Source organism: Paucibacter sp. M5-1, from assembly GCF_027498415.2.
GTDB lineage: Bacteria > Pseudomonadota > Gammaproteobacteria > Burkholderiales > Burkholderiaceae_C > Roseateles_E.
Genome location: NZ_JAPZLM020000001.1, coordinates 2,355,337 through 2,369,913 on the forward strand (window position 1 = coordinate 2,355,337; position 14,577 = coordinate 2,369,913).

Annotated in this window: 14 protein-coding genes; 3 read left to right on the plus strand and 11 right to left on the minus strand. The window is 58.9% G+C overall.

The window, feature by feature from the left end; all coding sequences use genetic code 11:
• Nucleotides 1-31: 31 nt before the first annotated feature.
• The 8 genes from O5M90_RS10990 to O5M90_RS11025 all read right to left on the minus strand — a co-directional run bounded on the left by O5M90_RS10990 (nucleotide 32) and on the right by O5M90_RS11025 (nucleotide 8,452).
• Nucleotides 32-943 carry a pirin family protein gene (locus tag O5M90_RS10990; RefSeq protein ID WP_269838546.1) on the minus strand — a complete coding sequence of 304 codons (912 nt, stop codon included), beginning with the start codon at nucleotides 941-943 and terminating at the stop codon, nucleotides 32-34.
• Nucleotides 944-1,212: 269 nt separating this feature from the next.
• Nucleotides 1,213-1,857, minus strand: a complete 645-nt coding sequence (locus O5M90_RS10995) for an NADPH-dependent F420 reductase (RefSeq protein WP_269838545.1) — start codon at nucleotides 1,855-1,857, stop codon at nucleotides 1,213-1,215.
• Between the two features lie 250 nt (nucleotides 1,858-2,107).
• Nucleotides 2,108-3,049, minus strand: a complete 942-nt coding sequence (locus tag O5M90_RS11000) for a SphA family protein (RefSeq protein ID WP_269838544.1) — start codon at nucleotides 3,047-3,049, stop codon at nucleotides 2,108-2,110.
• Between the two features lie 21 nt (nucleotides 3,050-3,070).
• Nucleotides 3,071-3,535 (minus strand): nuclear transport factor 2 family protein, encoded by a 465-nt coding sequence (locus O5M90_RS11005; RefSeq protein WP_269838543.1) that lies wholly within the window; start codon nucleotides 3,533-3,535, stop codon nucleotides 3,071-3,073.
• A gap of 108 nt (nucleotides 3,536-3,643) precedes the next feature.
• Nucleotides 3,644-5,191 carry a GMC family oxidoreductase gene (locus O5M90_RS11010; protein ID WP_269838542.1) on the minus strand — a complete coding sequence of 516 codons (1,548 nt, stop codon included), beginning with the start codon at nucleotides 5,189-5,191 and terminating at the stop codon, nucleotides 3,644-3,646.
• 292 nt (nucleotides 5,192-5,483) lie between these two features.
• Nucleotides 5,484-6,374: an AraC family transcriptional regulator gene (locus O5M90_RS11015; protein WP_269838541.1), complete on the minus strand. Its 891-nt coding sequence runs from the start codon at nucleotides 6,372-6,374 to the stop codon at nucleotides 5,484-5,486.
• 161 nt (nucleotides 6,375-6,535) lie between these two features.
• Entirely contained in the window at nucleotides 6,536-7,249 is a 714-nt protein-coding gene (locus O5M90_RS11020; RefSeq protein ID WP_269838540.1) for a pirin family protein, read from the minus strand.
• A gap of 300 nt (nucleotides 7,250-7,549) precedes the next feature.
• Nucleotides 7,550-8,452: a pirin family protein gene (locus O5M90_RS11025; protein WP_269838539.1), complete on the minus strand. Its 903-nt coding sequence runs from the start codon at nucleotides 8,450-8,452 to the stop codon at nucleotides 7,550-7,552.
• 1,110 nt (nucleotides 8,453-9,562) lie between these two features.
• On the opposite strand from O5M90_RS11025, the gene O5M90_RS11030 reads away from it, so the two are divergent.
• Nucleotides 9,563-10,303 carry an SDR family NAD(P)-dependent oxidoreductase gene (locus tag O5M90_RS11030; protein WP_269838538.1) on the plus strand — a complete coding sequence of 247 codons (741 nt, stop codon included), beginning with the start codon at nucleotides 9,563-9,565 and terminating at the stop codon, nucleotides 10,301-10,303.
• 156 nt (nucleotides 10,304-10,459) lie between these two features.
• Complete coding sequence (locus tag O5M90_RS11035) at nucleotides 10,460-11,050, plus strand: nuclear transport factor 2 family protein (RefSeq protein WP_440402023.1); 591 nt, start codon at nucleotides 10,460-10,462, stop codon at nucleotides 11,048-11,050.
• Between the two features lie 220 nt (nucleotides 11,051-11,270).
• On the opposite strand, the gene O5M90_RS11040 is transcribed toward O5M90_RS11035, so the two are convergent.
• Complete coding sequence (locus O5M90_RS11040) at nucleotides 11,271-11,504, minus strand: hypothetical protein (RefSeq protein ID WP_269838536.1); 234 nt, start codon at nucleotides 11,502-11,504, stop codon at nucleotides 11,271-11,273.
• Between the two features lie 276 nt (nucleotides 11,505-11,780).
• On the opposite strand from O5M90_RS11040, the gene O5M90_RS11045 reads away from it, so the two are divergent.
• On the plus strand, nucleotides 11,781-12,566 hold the full coding sequence (locus tag O5M90_RS11045; RefSeq protein WP_269838535.1) for an IS110 family transposase: 786 nt from the start codon (nucleotides 11,781-11,783) through the stop codon (nucleotides 12,564-12,566).
• Between the two features lie 485 nt (nucleotides 12,567-13,051).
• Here O5M90_RS11045 and O5M90_RS11050 read toward each other — a convergent pair whose 3' ends face one another.
• The gene (locus tag O5M90_RS11050) at nucleotides 13,052-13,399 is read right to left on the minus strand and encodes a MoaF-related domain-containing protein (protein WP_269838534.1); all 348 of its coding nucleotides are present in this window, start codon (nucleotides 13,397-13,399) and stop codon (nucleotides 13,052-13,054) included.
• Nucleotides 13,400-13,743: 344 nt separating this feature from the next.
• Nucleotides 13,744-14,505: an SDR family oxidoreductase gene (locus tag O5M90_RS11055; RefSeq protein WP_269838533.1), complete on the minus strand. Its 762-nt coding sequence runs from the start codon at nucleotides 14,503-14,505 to the stop codon at nucleotides 13,744-13,746.
• Nucleotides 14,506-14,577: the final 72 nt, after the last annotated feature.

Consider the following 14,577-nt stretch of genomic DNA (forward strand, 5'->3'; position numbering starts at 1 on the left):
GCCCGTCGGTACGCGCGCTGGCGTCGACCGATCAGCCCTTGAATACCGGAACGCTCCCGCTCAATAAACTGCGATCACCAGCGGTGACGAGCAGCTTGCGCAAGCGCTCGATGTTGGCCTCCCCAGTGGATAGCGACTCCGCCGAGGTGTGCACCGAGTAGCGCCCCAGGTGGAGCTCATGGGCATGCGGGACTGCGCTGCCGATCACGACCACCGCGTCTTCATCGCGATTCGCCTGAATGGAAAAGGGTTGCGCGGACTTCTCGAACAGAAGCATCTCGCCCGCTTGTGCCGCCACATCCCCTCTGAGCCCTCCACTTGCAACCGCAAGCCAAGCCACCGTCTGCTGCTCGGGCGGGACGAACGTCCAACGCGTACCCGCGCGCAGCTTGACCAGCAAATAAGTAACGCCGTGGGGTGATCTCGCCGGGCTACTGACGCCGCCGTAGCTGCCCAAGATCACATGGGCCGGCCCGGTCGTCGGCACGCAATGCGCCTCGACATACTGGCTTTCGACCGTCTCATGCTCAAGCTCAGGATCCAGAGCGATCCACAGCTGAAAGCCTTTGACCCTTGGCGACTTCCCTGCGGACATCTCCTTGCCGTGCCACACGCCACCGCCGGCACGCATCCACTCGAAGCCGCCGAATGCGATATACCCTGAACCGTCAGCGGGGTCATCGAAGTGCAGGTCGCCGTCAGCGAGCACCGTGATCGTCGCAAGACCCGAGTGGGGATGGACCGAGAACTGCGACCGCGGATCGTGCAGGTCGAGGTCGAACAGATCAAGGAATACGAAGGGCTTGAGGATCTGCCCCAGATCGCCAGGACTCATCAGCCGACTGATGGGCCCTTGGGTGGTGCCTCGCGTCCGATAGATGATCGGGCGGGCGCTGACCACGGCCGCAACTTCCTTCTGGCTAAGTTGGTTCATATTGTTCATCCATTTCCATGCATTGGTTGTAAGGACCCTGCTACTCCGACTGGACGACGGCGCGATGCTCAGTTCGACGCGTTAGGCCATCATCGCGATCAGGCCAGCGCGCTAACGGATCAAGGCGATGCTGAAACAGTGCGCCTTCCGTCGAACAACACCAAAGTGGCACCCTTGCCACGCTGCTCTCTTGCGATGATCCCGAACTTCTGCGATCAGCTCGCGAGGGCCAGCCGCATTGGCAAGCGGCGGACCATCACATTCAGTGCTCCCGGGGCTCATGAAACACGGACGAAGTTGTGCGCTGACAGCGGACCATTCAGCGAGGCGAGCGGCCCGCCAACATCCAGTGCGCCGAGATCAACCGGGAAGAAGCCGCTTGCATCAATGACCTGGCGTACTTGGATCTTGGCGTCAGCATCGTCACCTGAATAGAACAACACACGCCGTCCCCCAGCCACCGCCGGTTGCAGCAGCCCATCGGCGTTAAGGTCGTTGAAGGCTTTGACTAATCTGGCGCCGGGCACAAACTGCCGAATGATTTGGCTCGAATGCTTTCCACCCAGATCCACCGCTTTGATGCCATACACAGCTAGTGGATTGGTCGGATCATTCGCATCCGGCGAGGCAGGGTCGATGAACTCTACAGGGTTGGTTCCGTCGATCACGATCCGGCCATTCCACGCAGGCAGCCCGTCCAGTACACGTTCCGCGTCGACCCAGCGGACAGCGACCAGCACGATGTCAGCGCTGGCGGCTTCTTGTACGGTGCCTGCCTTGATCGAGGTTCCGAGCTCGTTGACTAATGAAACGAGAGAGTCAGGCCCGCGGCTGTTGGAGATAGTGGCCGAGATCCCACTCTTTGCGAGCGCTCTGGCAAAGTTTGAGCCAAGAGCGCCAGCGCCGATGATTCCGATAGACATGATGTGTTCCTTGTGGGTTGTGGGTCTTGACAGAGAAACCACGCTCAGTCCCGATAGGCAGCAGCGCGGGATCGACTTCGACAGCGCTGGTCTTCGCGCAACGACGTGCTGTTGCTATTGCATAAGCTCACGCACATCAGAAACGTCGGCACTGAACGCAGGTTGAGTTGGTTCATGTTTTCTTCCTCTTGGAGAACACCGCGCGGCGTACGCATAGAGTCGGCTTCTCGGGAATCGAACCCGCAGGAGGTCACATCGACCAGGATGCTCGTACAGCGAATTGCTTGCCTTGCGCTCGATTGCGCGCATCGAACTCCTTGTAAAAATGCGCTGTCAGCTGCGGCAATTTCGAGCCCGGGTTGAAGAAGCTGATGGCAGGCCCCAAAGCAGTCACGCGCGCGCGATTGCCATCCTGAAATCTGGCGCCGCCCAACTTATCGTCGCTGACCTGTCGGTAAAAGTAGCCGCCCAGTCCGAGCACCCAGGGGCCCATGTGTTGGCCCACAGCGAACTCATGCTGGTACTCGGTGCCTGATCGGTACTGGGTGTCCTTGTTCTTCCCATGCAGGTTCAGCTGTATGTTGGAAGAGACTTCTAGTCCATTTGCGCTGATCCAAGTGAAGGCAAGCGCGGGGGACACCGTCCAGTGGTTGGCACCGGTGTTGATGAGGCGGTCGGCCCTGTAAGACCCGGTGGGCAGTTGGAGCTCCAAGCGGCCATTGACAAACAGCCGGCTCGACGGTGTCCACTTTACGATCACCGGCACAAGGGTCACGTCGCCAAGCGCACTGCTGCTGCCATTTAGGCTTTGCGCGCCTGTCGGTGCAGGCACCGTCAGGCGGTTGCTCATGTCCAGGTACGGGATCACGGCAGAGAACCCGTACTCCCCGCCGAGCAACGAGATGTCTGTGGTCTTAACCAGCGCAAGTGCCGCACTGTTGACCTTCAACTTGGCGCGGACTGCGGATGGCTTGCCGTTCGTATCGCGCAACTCGTCAGCGCTGTAGGCAGAAAGCCGGACGCCCACCGCCAAGTCGACGGAAGTCGGCGGCAGCATTCCCGCGCCGAAGTTGTTCACGCCAAATGGTGTGATGGGGGCACCGTTTTCGACGCCATCGGCCACGGTGGCAGTGATCGCCAATGCCAGGGCAGTTAGTTGTTTGACCACCTTGCGGTCAAATAGTGAATTCATGAACAACTCCATTGGTCCGTCTCAGAACATCGTGCCGTTCATCGCGGCCATGAAGGCCATCGGGTTCCAATACTCCCGATAGCTGACGATCAGTCCATCCTTGAAAGTCACAAACGTGGCGTAGCTCATCTCATAAGGATTGCCATTGCTGATGACGCGGCCGGACACGCTCCACTCGGCGATCGCCATGTCGGGGTCGTCAGTTGCGCGGATCGTCATGGTGGGCGCGCGCTGCAGATCGATGACGCTCGGATAGTCCTTGAGGTACTCATAGATGGCCGCACGGCCGATCAGCTTTCTGGACGCCTCGTCGGGCGAGAAGGGGAACTCAACGACGACGTTCTCATTGCAGAGTTGAGCCCAGCCCTTGATGTCTTTCGCCAGAAAGGTGTCGAGTGCGCGTTTAAGCAGTTGAGGTGCGGCCGGCGTGTCGGCGAGACCGGTGGAAGAAGGTGTGGCTGTGCCATCGAGAGATGCTTGCTGCATGTGCGTTTCTCCGCGTTGAAGCGAGTGGAAAGAAGGCTGCGCTCTGGCGGCAAACGCCCGGGCGTCGATACAGACTCCGCAACCGCAGTTGCCGATCCGGTCTTCTGCTTAGGCCATGCCGGCCGCAATGCGTTCGGCCAGCATCATGGTGGGAAACCCCGTTGCGACGGACGGCACGTCCGGCCACACCGAGGCGTCAACGACGCGCAGGCCATGGATGCCACGCACCCGCCCGTCGATATCCACCACGGCTCCCGCATCGCGCGGTCCGCCCATGGGGACGGTGGAAGTCGGATGCGCATAGCTCTGCACGGTGGCCGTCAGCGTTGCGGAAATGGCAGCTCGGTCGCCATGCGCCGGACCAGGCGCCAGTTCCTCGCTCACGATGTCGGCCAAGGGTTGTTGGCGCGCGATGTCGCGAATCATCTCGATGCCATCGACCAGGCGCTCGCGGTCGCCATCATCCGTGAGGAAACCGAGATCGATTACGGGTGCTGCATTGGGGTCGCGGCTGGCAATGCTCAGCGAACCAACGGAACGCGGCCTCACCAACGCTGCGAACAACAGGAACATCGCGCCTTGGGGCGGCTGGCTTCCTTCGGGGATTGGTGCGGTGCTGATGTTCAGGTCGGCTTCGCCATTGATTGCCTGGCGAGACGACGTCCACAGCATGGCGCCGATGGGCGCGTACGGTAGGCCGACCGCTTCCTTTCGGATGGACCACACGGTGGGAACCAGCGGGTGGTCCTGCAGACGGCGACCGACAGGCAGTTCGGAGACGACAGGAATGTCGAGACCACGCAGCACTTCGGAAGGGCCGATGCCCGAACGCATCAAGATGGCTGGGCTCACATAGGTGCCAGCCGACAGAATCACTTCGCCAGCCGATACAACGGTGCCGTCCGCCAGCCGGACCCCCTGGGCACGTCCTTGCCTCACCACGACCGCATCGACCAGCGTCTCGTCGCGGATGGTCAGGTTGGGCCGAGCACGCACGATGTCACTCAGAAGCGTCATTCCGGTGTTGAGCCGCACCCCCATGCGAGTGTTCATCACGTATGGGCCCACGCCGAGCGGCTGCGCGGTCGCGAATCCTTGAGTGCGCTTGTAGCCGGCAGCCAGGGCCGAGGCGACGAAATCGCGGTGCTGGTCTGACAACTCTTCGTCGCCGAGCTGATGGATGGGGAACGGGCCGTCGCTGCCTTGACCGCCCAATCCGGAGGTTCGCTCCAGCGAACGATAAAACTCCTGCGCGCCCTGCCAATCCAATGCACCGAGGTCATGTGCCTTGATCCAACGGTCGTGATCGGCTTTCGGCAGTCGTATCGCGACTGCGCCGTTGATGGCCGACGAGCCGCCCAACACTTTGCCTCGGTTCAGCTGCAGCCGCCTGCCCAACACACCAGGCTCGCTTTGGAAGCCCCAGTCATGTTGCGGATCTCCTCCCACCAGATCTTGGCGGCGAACCGGGTCGGGATACGCGTTCGGTGGATAGGACTTGCCCGCCTCCAACAATAGGACGCGACGAGACGGATCAGCACTCAGTCGATTGGCCAAAACCGCGCCAGCGGAACCGCCACCAACAATGATGACGTCGAATCCCGCTGCATCCGCACGGCCTAGTTCTACGGCGTTACCTGATTGATTGCTGCTCACTTTTCTCTCCAGAGGGTTCATGCTCGGCCCGTGCCGCGCGATGTGGAGAAGTCTCGCGGGCTATCGGTCTTTGTGCGTTGCAGGCATTGCGCCGATGATGCCAATCTTGCGGCTCGATGTGTTCGCAGTGGACTGCGAGTGGTGCGTCTTCTAGCCTCGATGCAGCGAGTTGCCTACCGACGGATCGGCGAATCTGAACTAACCCCGTTTGCTTCAGCGCGACTGGAACAGGCTGCGACGCAGCCAGCCCTTAAGACGTCACCCCATGACGGAGTGAGCTCTCATTGGTGCATCAGCGCGCTTGAATGCGAACCAAGCGGCGATGATCAGAGGGGCTTCTGCGATAGTGCTTGATGAAGATTCGCGCCAAGACTTGGCTGGAAGAGTATCCGACCTCTTGGGCGATCTCCGTGATAGATAGCTCGGTGCATCGCAAAAGTTCGCTTGCCCTCTCCATCCTTAGCTGCGTGAGATAGACCCTGGGTGGCACACCAACGCTTTGCTTGAACATGCGCGCAAAATGGAAGAGCGAGAGGCCAGTCTCCGCAGCCAGTTCCTCAAGGCAGAGATCCTCTGACAGTCGAGCCCTCATCAGTTCAAGGCAGCGCCGTTTGGCCCAAGGGGCAAGGCCGCCATTCGCCGGTGCGAACGGTGCGCCACTGAGCCGGCAGAGCTCGGCCAGAATTTCGCACCCTGCGGCCCGCACGAGCAGACGTGACGGAGTTCCGTCTTCGTCACACAACACCCAAAGATTCTGGAGTGCTGATCGAATGACCGCCGAATGAAAGAACCCTTTGTAGAGTTGCAGGCGCTCGACTGAGAACTGGCCGTTGGCTGCTTCATCAAGTACCTGCTGCCAGTGCAAGAGCGGGAAGGATAAGCTGCGAAGCTGGTGAGTCGTGTCGACCGTGATCGTATTAGCGAAGTTCGGCGCAGCAAGGAAAAACGCTCCCTGCTCGCTCCTCACATTGAAGCTCCCACCGCCCGAATTTCCGGTCACGCGACTGCCACCGAGCTGGTCTTGGTACAAAGCAAGATCAGACAAAGGCGGATGCGACATGTCGCCAGCAGGTCGCGACAGGTCAGCCATGCCGAGAATCCCGCCGGGAGACTTGATAGTCCGCAGGTACTCCGCTTGGCAGCTCTGGCTGTACCACTGGGTAAATGAAGTATTGGCAAGCATGAGCCCCCCATTGAAGTCTGGTTAATCAGCCAGGCGTTGTTGCCTGAGGTCCGGCGAATGGCCGGTATCTTTCCTTCCAAGCAGCGGGCGAAGGCAATGGCAACTGGTCAGATCAGTTCCTCGGGCCCTGTCCATCAAGGTGTGTTCGGCAGCCATTTAGATTACGGCGTTTCGTGTGGCCTCAAGTCGAAGATCAGGATCTCGCTGTCGCTCCCATCCGAGACGACCAACCTTGTCTCCTTTCGAACTCGAGCTCCATCGCCATCTCTCAGCGAGCAGCCATTGATCGAGACGGCTCCTCTGGCTACGTGCACATATGCATATCGGTCGTTCGGTAGCTCTAGCACCCCCGCCTCGGCTCCATGGAACAGCCCCGCGTAGGCACGGACGTCCTGATAGGTGCTCACCGATCCGTCCCGACCATCTGGGGAGATAACCAGTTTGAGTTTCCCACGCTTGCCGGTCTGTGGAAACTGGGCATTCTGGTAACGGGGCAATGCACCGCTCCGCTCCGGCTGGATCCAAATCTGCAGGAAGTGCACGCCTTCGGTAGACGATGGGTTGAGCTCGCTGTGGGCGATTCCCGTACCTGCGTTCATCATCTGCACTTCACCCGATTTGATGGTGACGTCATTTCCCAGCGTGTCTTTGTGCTGCAGTGCTCCCTCGAGTATGTAGGAGAAGATATCTACGTCGCGATGTGCATGGTGCTCGAAGCCACGGCCTCCGATCACGCGATCGTCGTTGATCGCGAGCAAGTCAGAAAACCCAACCTGCTTGGGATCGAAGTAGTGGCCGAAAGAAAACGTGTGGCGCGAACTCAACCAATGCCGCTCGATCACGCCGCGATCATCAGCTCGTCTGACTTCGATCATCGGTCGCCCCTTTTCCGGGGGCTCTGCGCAGCGCGGAAGACCGCACCTCGAGATCGACTTGGTACCAACTCAGGTCGGTACTTGAGGCTGCCGTTCAAGCTGCCACGTCGATCGGCCAGTACTGACATGTGCGCAGCTTGTGGACGAACGACTTCACGGATCATGCTGCCAGACGGCAATCGCTCGTTGACATTGCAGCCCATGGTTACAACCAGCAACAAAATTACGCTACATCCCACGAGGATCGCTGGCGATCGGGATGCGGACAACAGGCACCAACAGTGCAGGGGATGGCCACTCTCAGTCCTTGAGAATCGGGACAATGCCGCTTTGCAGGCGCCGATCTCCTGCGGCAATCAAGAGCTTCCGCAGGCGCTCGATGTTTGCTTCACCTGTCATAAGAGACTCCGCAGACGTGTGAACGGAGTACCTTCCCAGATGCAGTTCATGGGCGTGCGGTACTGCGCTGCCGATCACCAGAACCGTGTCGTCAATGGGTCCGGCTTGAACTGTGAAGGGTTGGCCAGACTGTTCGAAGAGCAGCATCTCACCCTCTTTGGCGGCGGTATCCCCTTCCAGCTCGCCGCTCGCTACGGCGAGCCAGGCCACCGTCTGCTGGTCGGGCGGAACGAAAGTCCACTGAGCACCGGCTGGTAGTCTGAGCATCAGATAAGTGAGGCCGTCGGGCGCCCGCGCAGGGCTGCGCATACCGTCATACGTTCCCAGGATCACGCGGGCAGGTCCGGTTGTTGGCACTAGTTGCGCTTCCATGTACTGGCTTTCGACCGTCTCGTGCTCATGCTCCGGCCCCAGTGCAATCCACAGCTGAAAGCCCTTGGCCCGGTGTGACTCCCCGGCCGACAGCTCCCTGCCATGCCACACACCGGCACCAGCTCGCATCCACTCGAAGCCGCCGAATGCAATACGCCCAGAGCCATCCGCGGGATCATCGAAGCGCAGATCGCCGTCAGCGATGACGGTGATCGTCGCAAGTCCCGAGTGTGGGTGGATCGAAAACTGCGATTGCGGATCATGGAGGTCGATATCGAAAAGATCGAGAAATACAAAGGGCTTGAGAATCTGCCCCAGATCCCCTGGGCGCATCAACCGCGTGATGGGACCATGAGTCACGCCTACAGTTCGATGGGAGACTCGGCGCGCGACGCTCACTGCTGCGACTTCCTTCAGGCTCAGCTGGTTCATGTTCATTCCCACTAAAGAACGCGGACAACAGCATGCGCGGCTGCTCGCAGTGTTAAGTACTCAACGCCCGCAATTCGCGCGAACAGGAAAGCACTCGAGCTGACTCGGCAGAAGACAAACACTCCGGTCCAGCAAGGGAAGTTGCGCTTCACCTCACCGTTTGTTGGATCGAAGGATGATGCCAAGGCTGTTCGGCGCGGTCCCTGTTCGTTCTTGCTGGCAGCAGTACGAAACGCTCGTTGTGTTGAACCTCTGAGGGTTAGCCTGCCGAAAGTCCCCTCAGACAGCGCAACGAGTATCCGCACGCTTGCATGTTGCGAAGGGCTCTTGAGTCTTCTGGCGCCAGTTCCATCAAGAGTTTTCTATGAACTCGCCATTGAGATTGCAAAGGCCCGCCCACCACAGTTCGTATCAGTGCCTGCGGCTGGGGGTCAGTGCTTAAGGCGGTCGTTAGCACCTTCAACAGTGCAGAGAGGCATCAAATCGATCGCTGGGAAGTTCTGCGAGACGCACGAGGAAAAGTCAGCGCCACTCAGACGGGCTTCTTCCGCAAAGAGCATTCAAGGACCGCCGTGGTCCGATGGGCCAGAGGTCTCCATGTCCGACGAGAAGGATTCGGTATCACGTCTCCGATGTCGTCTATGCCGATTGCAGCCGGGCCTTGCGTACTTCAGGAACTGACCACCTTCGTAGGCGTTGTTACAAAAGTTCCGTATATGCGGCGCAAAGCTAGACGGTCGGCGAAGTGAGAGGTTCGTACTGCTGCCAGCAAGAACGAACAGTGACCGCGCCGAACAGCCTTGGCAATATCCGAACCCATCAACGAGGCAAGGGATGAAGCGCAATTCTGGTTGCAAAGCGGACCCGCCTCTGGTCACCGCTACAGGATAAATGTCTCTGCCGGCGCAGCAGGCAATCTGCTGGAACTGTGGGACTAAGGACTGAGCCGGTCGCGCACGGCGTCACGGATGCTAAAGACCCGTTTTTCAGCCTCTTGCAAGAGTGCGCAGAAGGGCTGTGCAAAGTATGGATAGAAAAAATGAAGTGCCGTCGGCAAGCGGAACGAATCGAGGGGGCAACGCTCCTACTTCTCTGGAAACAAGGACGAACATGATCAATTTGAACGGTAAGCGAGCCCTGGTGACGGGAGGGTCGCGCGGCATTGGCGCAGCTATCGCTGTTGCCTTGGCGGAAAGCGGCGCTGACGTTGCATTCACCTATCGGAGTTCGATAGAGAAGGCTCAATCGGTCGTGGAGTCCATCGAACGCAGCGGACGCCGCGCTTTTGCAATACAGGCAGACAACGCAGACCCTGAGGCGATCGCACGCTCTGTGGCAGAAGCAGCAGCAGCGTTGGGCGGCATTGATATTCTCGTGAACAGCGCTGCAATCGGCCACACTGGCATGATTGCAGACCTTGATCTGAATCAGTACCAGGTACTGATGGATACCAATGTGCGAGGCCCCGTGCTATTCGCCAAGGCTGTCATTCCACACCTCAAGGACGGTGGACGAATTATCTCGATTGGGTCGGGGTTAGCGGAGCGGGTGCCGTTCCCAGGCGTTACGGCTTACGCGATGTCGAAGTCGGCACTGCTGTCCTTCACCCGGGGTCTGTCACGCGAACTCGGCCCGAGGGGCATCACCGTGAACCTGGTTCACCCAGGCTCTACGGATACGGACGCGAATCCTGCTAGCGGGCCTGCAGCTGACTTCCAGCGAGCCATGACCTCTCTGGGGCGATTCGGAGAGCCCAGGGAAGTTGCGAATGCCGTGGTCTTTCTTGCCAGCCCTGCCGCGAGCCTGATCACGGGAGCTATCTTGGTCGCCGACGGAGGTGCAATTGCTTGAGTGAGGACAAATCCCGTAAGCAAGTCACCTTTGGCGACCAGGCATTGATCGCTCTTCAGGCCATTCACTATCAGAACCTTAATTCATACAACGCCGTGTGGTTGGGATTGATCCAGCCTCACGACGCTCATCAACCATTGAACTGACCACAAAACTATGAATACACCTACCAGCCCCACACATACCCCGAATCGTCGGGGATTTCTTGTTACCTCTGGCGCAATCGGCGCTTCGGCTGTGATTGCTGCGTCGAATGGGCAAGCACAAGCCGTTGACGGCAGGACGCCTGCCACCGAGATCGTGCTCGAATTCCTGAATAACACGGGGGCAGACAAAATCGAATCGGCCGCCGCACGCCTCGTTGCCGAAGATGCCACCTACATCTCGCTCAATTTCGACAACCCGGAACTCAAGAAAATACTGCCGTGGACAGGAACGCAGACGGGACGCAAGGCGTACATAACCACTTTCCTCAGCGTCGCCAACTATTGGACCATTGAAGACTTCAAGATCACGGACGCATTCGGCGCCGGTGAAAACGTTGCCGTCTTCGGCGCATTTACCTACCGCTCGAAGGCCCGCGGCAAGTCGTTCACCTCCCCCCTCGCCATTCACGCAAAAGTGAAAAATGGCAAGATCGTGTACTTCATGTTCATGGAAGACACCTTCGCTTCTGGACGTTCGTTCAGCGCCGGTGGCACATGGAGAGTCAAAACCGCCCCGAATGGTCCAGAGTTCAAGGTGTAAGCACCTCTGAGCTCCCGGGCACGGTGCGCGAGACGTGCCCTACGCACCTACAGGACTTGTGGCGCCTCTGGCGACAAATATTGGCGCAGATCCTTATGCTTGGTCAACATTCATACCGCACAGTCGCGGTCGCCGATCTCCGGCTCAGCGTTCACCATGTGCACGCCAACCACGCGCTCGGTCTTCGTCTACGTCAGTATTTTTGATCAATGGATGCGCGCTATCGAACTTCACTCGAGGAGACCAGTTGGAGCGGGCGCTCCAACAGCTCATCGAAGCGCATCGCAAACGCTTTGAAGTAAGGCATTGAAAGTGTCGAAGCCTTTCCACGGAACGGTGACGGCTTGCCGCCAAACAGATTGTCCCGCCCGCCCACGCGCAGCTTGGCATCCGGTTCGGGCAACAGCGACGCGTGCCTTCCGAAACGGTGAGCCTGCCCCGTGACCAAGTTCAACGCGATCAGGCCGGGCGGCTCAATGTAGGCTAAATAGGCCCAGCCCCCGCTCGGCATCGACCGCGAGATCCTGCACGAAGGCCCCCTTGTGCGCGACCTTGGCAGGCAGCTCGATCTTGCGCAACTGACCTGCCCGGTTTCTCCAAAACAGTGATTTCTAGACATCATGGTCGCCGCTAAGGCCAAGGCGGCCGGTCTCCACCATCGTAGGTTGCGCGCCGAGGCGCGTAGAGCTACATGCTGTGACTTGCGTCGTCAGCATCAAGGAGACCGACCATGCAAAAGCGTAGCAAGATTCATGTGGGTTTGGATGTCCACAAGGGCAGCATCACGGTGGCCGCAGCCGAGCCAGGACGAGAGAAGGCGAGACTGATCGGTAAGGTGGCGCATGACGTGCCCAAGCTGCTGAAGGTGCTGGCCAAGATAGGTGCGGTTGAGGAGCTGCACATCGTCTACGAGGCCGGGCCTACGGGCTACGGGTTGCAGCGAGCATTGACGAAAATGGGTTATGTCTGCGAGGTGATCGCACCGTCCAAGACTCCACGACAGCCAGGCAACCGTGTCAAGACAGACGCTCGCAAAAGCATCGCACTGGCCGAGCATTCGCGACTGGGCAAGCTGACCGTCGTGTGGATCCTCGATCCGGCCGACGAAGCGATCCCGGATCTGGCTCGGGCACGCGAAGACGCTGTCAGTAGCCGCCGGCAGATGCGTCAACAGCTCAAGGGTTTCCGGCTGCGTCACGACAGGCGCTATGGCGGCAAGACCTCGTGGTGCGGTGCACACGATCATTGGCTAGCCAGGCAGAGCTTTGATGCAGCGGCGATGCAGACGGCGTTCACCGAATACTGGCAAGCGGTGAAGTCGGCTAACGACCGCGTCGAGCGCTTGACCAAGGCGCTGCAGAGCTCGATCACGGGTTGGCGCTTCGAGTCGGTGGTCAACGCCTTTCAGCCGCTGCGCGGCGTGGCGGCGATCACCGCGATCGGCCTGGTTGCCGAGATCGGTGACCTCAAGCGATTCGAGCAGCCTGCACGGCGCGCGCCGTTGATGTGTGTGTGAGCTGCCGCGTATTGCATCCTTGGAGGCGGTGAAGGCCGCCGAACTATCGCTATCAGCTTAGGAACCGCAACTCCAACTGGCAGCGCGACAAAGGACGATGTCGCCGTCGGCATTTGGGACTATTCGGGGACGCCTGAGCCATGGCAGTGCAGCAGCTCGGCGTGCTCTCAGCCGGCGGAGATGCGGGCAAGGACGCCCCGAAGCTGGCTTGCAAGTCGGCTCGAGAGAATCGCTGTCTGCCTTCAGCAAGAGCGGACTGATCGCGGTCCTCCCATCCAACTTAGTCTTATGCCCCACTAGTTTCTGGCACAAGTAGTGCATGGCAATGCAGTATTCTTTGGAAGGATATTTCCAAGAAGGGGCGGCGCGCGATTGTGCTGAATGCAATTTGGTACTACTGCTGCCCCACAGCGAAAATATTCCTGAACTTGTATATTGGCTTCAAGCTCTCAAAGCCAAGGAATGGCTTGAATCCAAGTTATTCATTACCGCAACACACCCTCATTTACAAGGCTCAACGCCCCCTCCATCCGCAGAAAAGTTCCGTCGGGGAGCGTCGCATGCGAGTGAATTCTGTTTTCAATAAAATCTTCAACGTGCACCACTGTCGCGCAACTACTTTCCGTCCAGCTCACAAGAAAAATTCCTGGACGAATGCAGGTAGCCGCCATGTTGACCACCTCGGTCTGAGCATAGATTCCATTGTCGATATGAAATTGAATCTTATTTCTAGGAAGCACTGTAAACCTAACCGAAAATTCGATGAATTTCGCATCAAAAACCAACCCAATTGGGTAGCGCGTTGAACGCGCTGGGGAGTTTGCAGCATTCATGATTTTTCAGATGTTCAACTAAAAATACACAAGCAAGCGCCTGTCGGTTTGACGCATACGCCGGATTTTCAGTATCACCATTGAGAAAATAGCCCGCACTGTCTGAACATGCTATTGGTAGTCTCAAATTGTTTGAGGTGGCTTCACAAATCCCCGCCCGCTGGAGCTAGCGGGTTCATCATGGCTCGAACTGAGTTCGGCAATGCTCGTTGGAGCGTTGATGCCGGGCAGGGTCGGCCCTGCATCTCAGCGTAAATCTCCGACTGAGCACACCGATGCGGCAGGAGTTTCGGGAGGCTCCAGCGGTGGGGCTGGAGCCATGAAGAAGTTCCCCTGCGCGGTTGTCAGGCCCTGGCCCCAGAACTTCGTGCAGCTACCGCCACGGCATCGGCACCCGCCGGCAATCGCATCGGGCTGCCGGGATCCGTGGCTGCGCGCCAGATCGCGTCCGCCACGTCAGATGGAAACGTCAACCCATCCGCCTGGTCAGTCATCCCACCCACAACCTTTTGCAGAAGGGATGCATAGGCCTCGGGCGCGGGACCTTGCAAAAGAGAGCGCGCGCTCTCACCGAACCTCGTCGACGGGGCTCGTCCCGGAAGGACGAGATGTGCACGCACGCCAACCTCCTGCAACTCGATAGCCAGTGATTCGGTGAAGGCGTTGACTGCCGCTTTGGATGCCGTGTAGGTCGACAGGAGAGGCAGCGGATGCTCCGTGACCATCGAAGAAACGTTAACGATGACACCTGAACGGCGCGCTCGCATTTGTGGCAAGACGGCTTGCGTCATCGCAATGGTGCCAAGGATATTGATTTCAAAGATCTGGCGTACTGAAGCCATCGACGCAGCCTCCAGTGCGCCGAACAGGCCAACACCAGCATTGTTGACGAGAACGTCGATCGGGCCGGCGACTTCGATGGCCCGACGGATGCTGGCGATGTCAGTCACGTCCAGTGGCAGAGCGCGCAAACGTTCATGTTTCTCTAGCGAGGACCCTTCCAACGAGCGCATGCTGGCAATCACTTGCCAGCCGCGATCTAGAAAGAGCTCCGCCGTGACGAGACCGAAGCCAGACGAGCAACCAGTGATAAAGACAGTTTTCATGGGATTTCCCGCAGTCAAGAACCCACACGATATGCCTACGGCATCAGACCATCTATCATCAATAGTCGACCA

Bases quoted from the DNA above. Each gene is read 5' to 3' on its own strand.
- O5M90_RS10990 (WP_269838546.1), bottom strand. From the start codon at position 943: ATGAACAATATGAACCAACTTAGCCAGAAGGAAGTTGCGGCCGTGGTC.
- O5M90_RS10995 (WP_269838545.1), bottom strand. From the start codon at position 1,857: ATGTCTATCGGAATCATCGGCGCTGGCGCTCTTGGCTCAAACTTTGCC.
- O5M90_RS11000 (WP_269838544.1), bottom strand. From the start codon at position 3,049: ATGAATTCACTATTTGACCGCAAGGTGGTCAAACAACTAACTGCCCTG.
- O5M90_RS11005 (WP_269838543.1), bottom strand. From the start codon at position 3,535: ATGCAGCAAGCATCTCTCGATGGCACAGCCACACCTTCTTCCACCGGT.
- O5M90_RS11015 (WP_269838541.1), bottom strand. From the start codon at position 6,374: ATGCTTGCCAATACTTCATTTACCCAGTGGTACAGCCAGAGCTGCCAA.
- O5M90_RS11020 (WP_269838540.1), bottom strand. From the start codon at position 7,249: ATGATCGAAGTCAGACGAGCTGATGATCGCGGCGTGATCGAGCGGCAT.
- O5M90_RS11025 (WP_269838539.1), bottom strand. From the start codon at position 8,452: ATGAACCAGCTGAGCCTGAAGGAAGTCGCAGCAGTGAGCGTCGCGCGC.
- O5M90_RS11030 (WP_269838538.1), top strand. From the start codon at position 9,563: ATGATCAATTTGAACGGTAAGCGAGCCCTGGTGACGGGAGGGTCGCGC.
- O5M90_RS11035 (WP_440402023.1), top strand. From the start codon at position 10,460: ATGAATACACCTACCAGCCCCACACATACCCCGAATCGTCGGGGATTT.
- O5M90_RS11045 (WP_269838535.1), top strand. From the start codon at position 11,781: ATGCAAAAGCGTAGCAAGATTCATGTGGGTTTGGATGTCCACAAGGGC.
- O5M90_RS11050 (WP_269838534.1), bottom strand. From the start codon at position 13,399: ATGAATGCTGCAAACTCCCCAGCGCGTTCAACGCGCTACCCAATTGGG.
- O5M90_RS11055 (WP_269838533.1), bottom strand. From the start codon at position 14,505: ATGAAAACTGTCTTTATCACTGGTTGCTCGTCTGGCTTCGGTCTCGTC.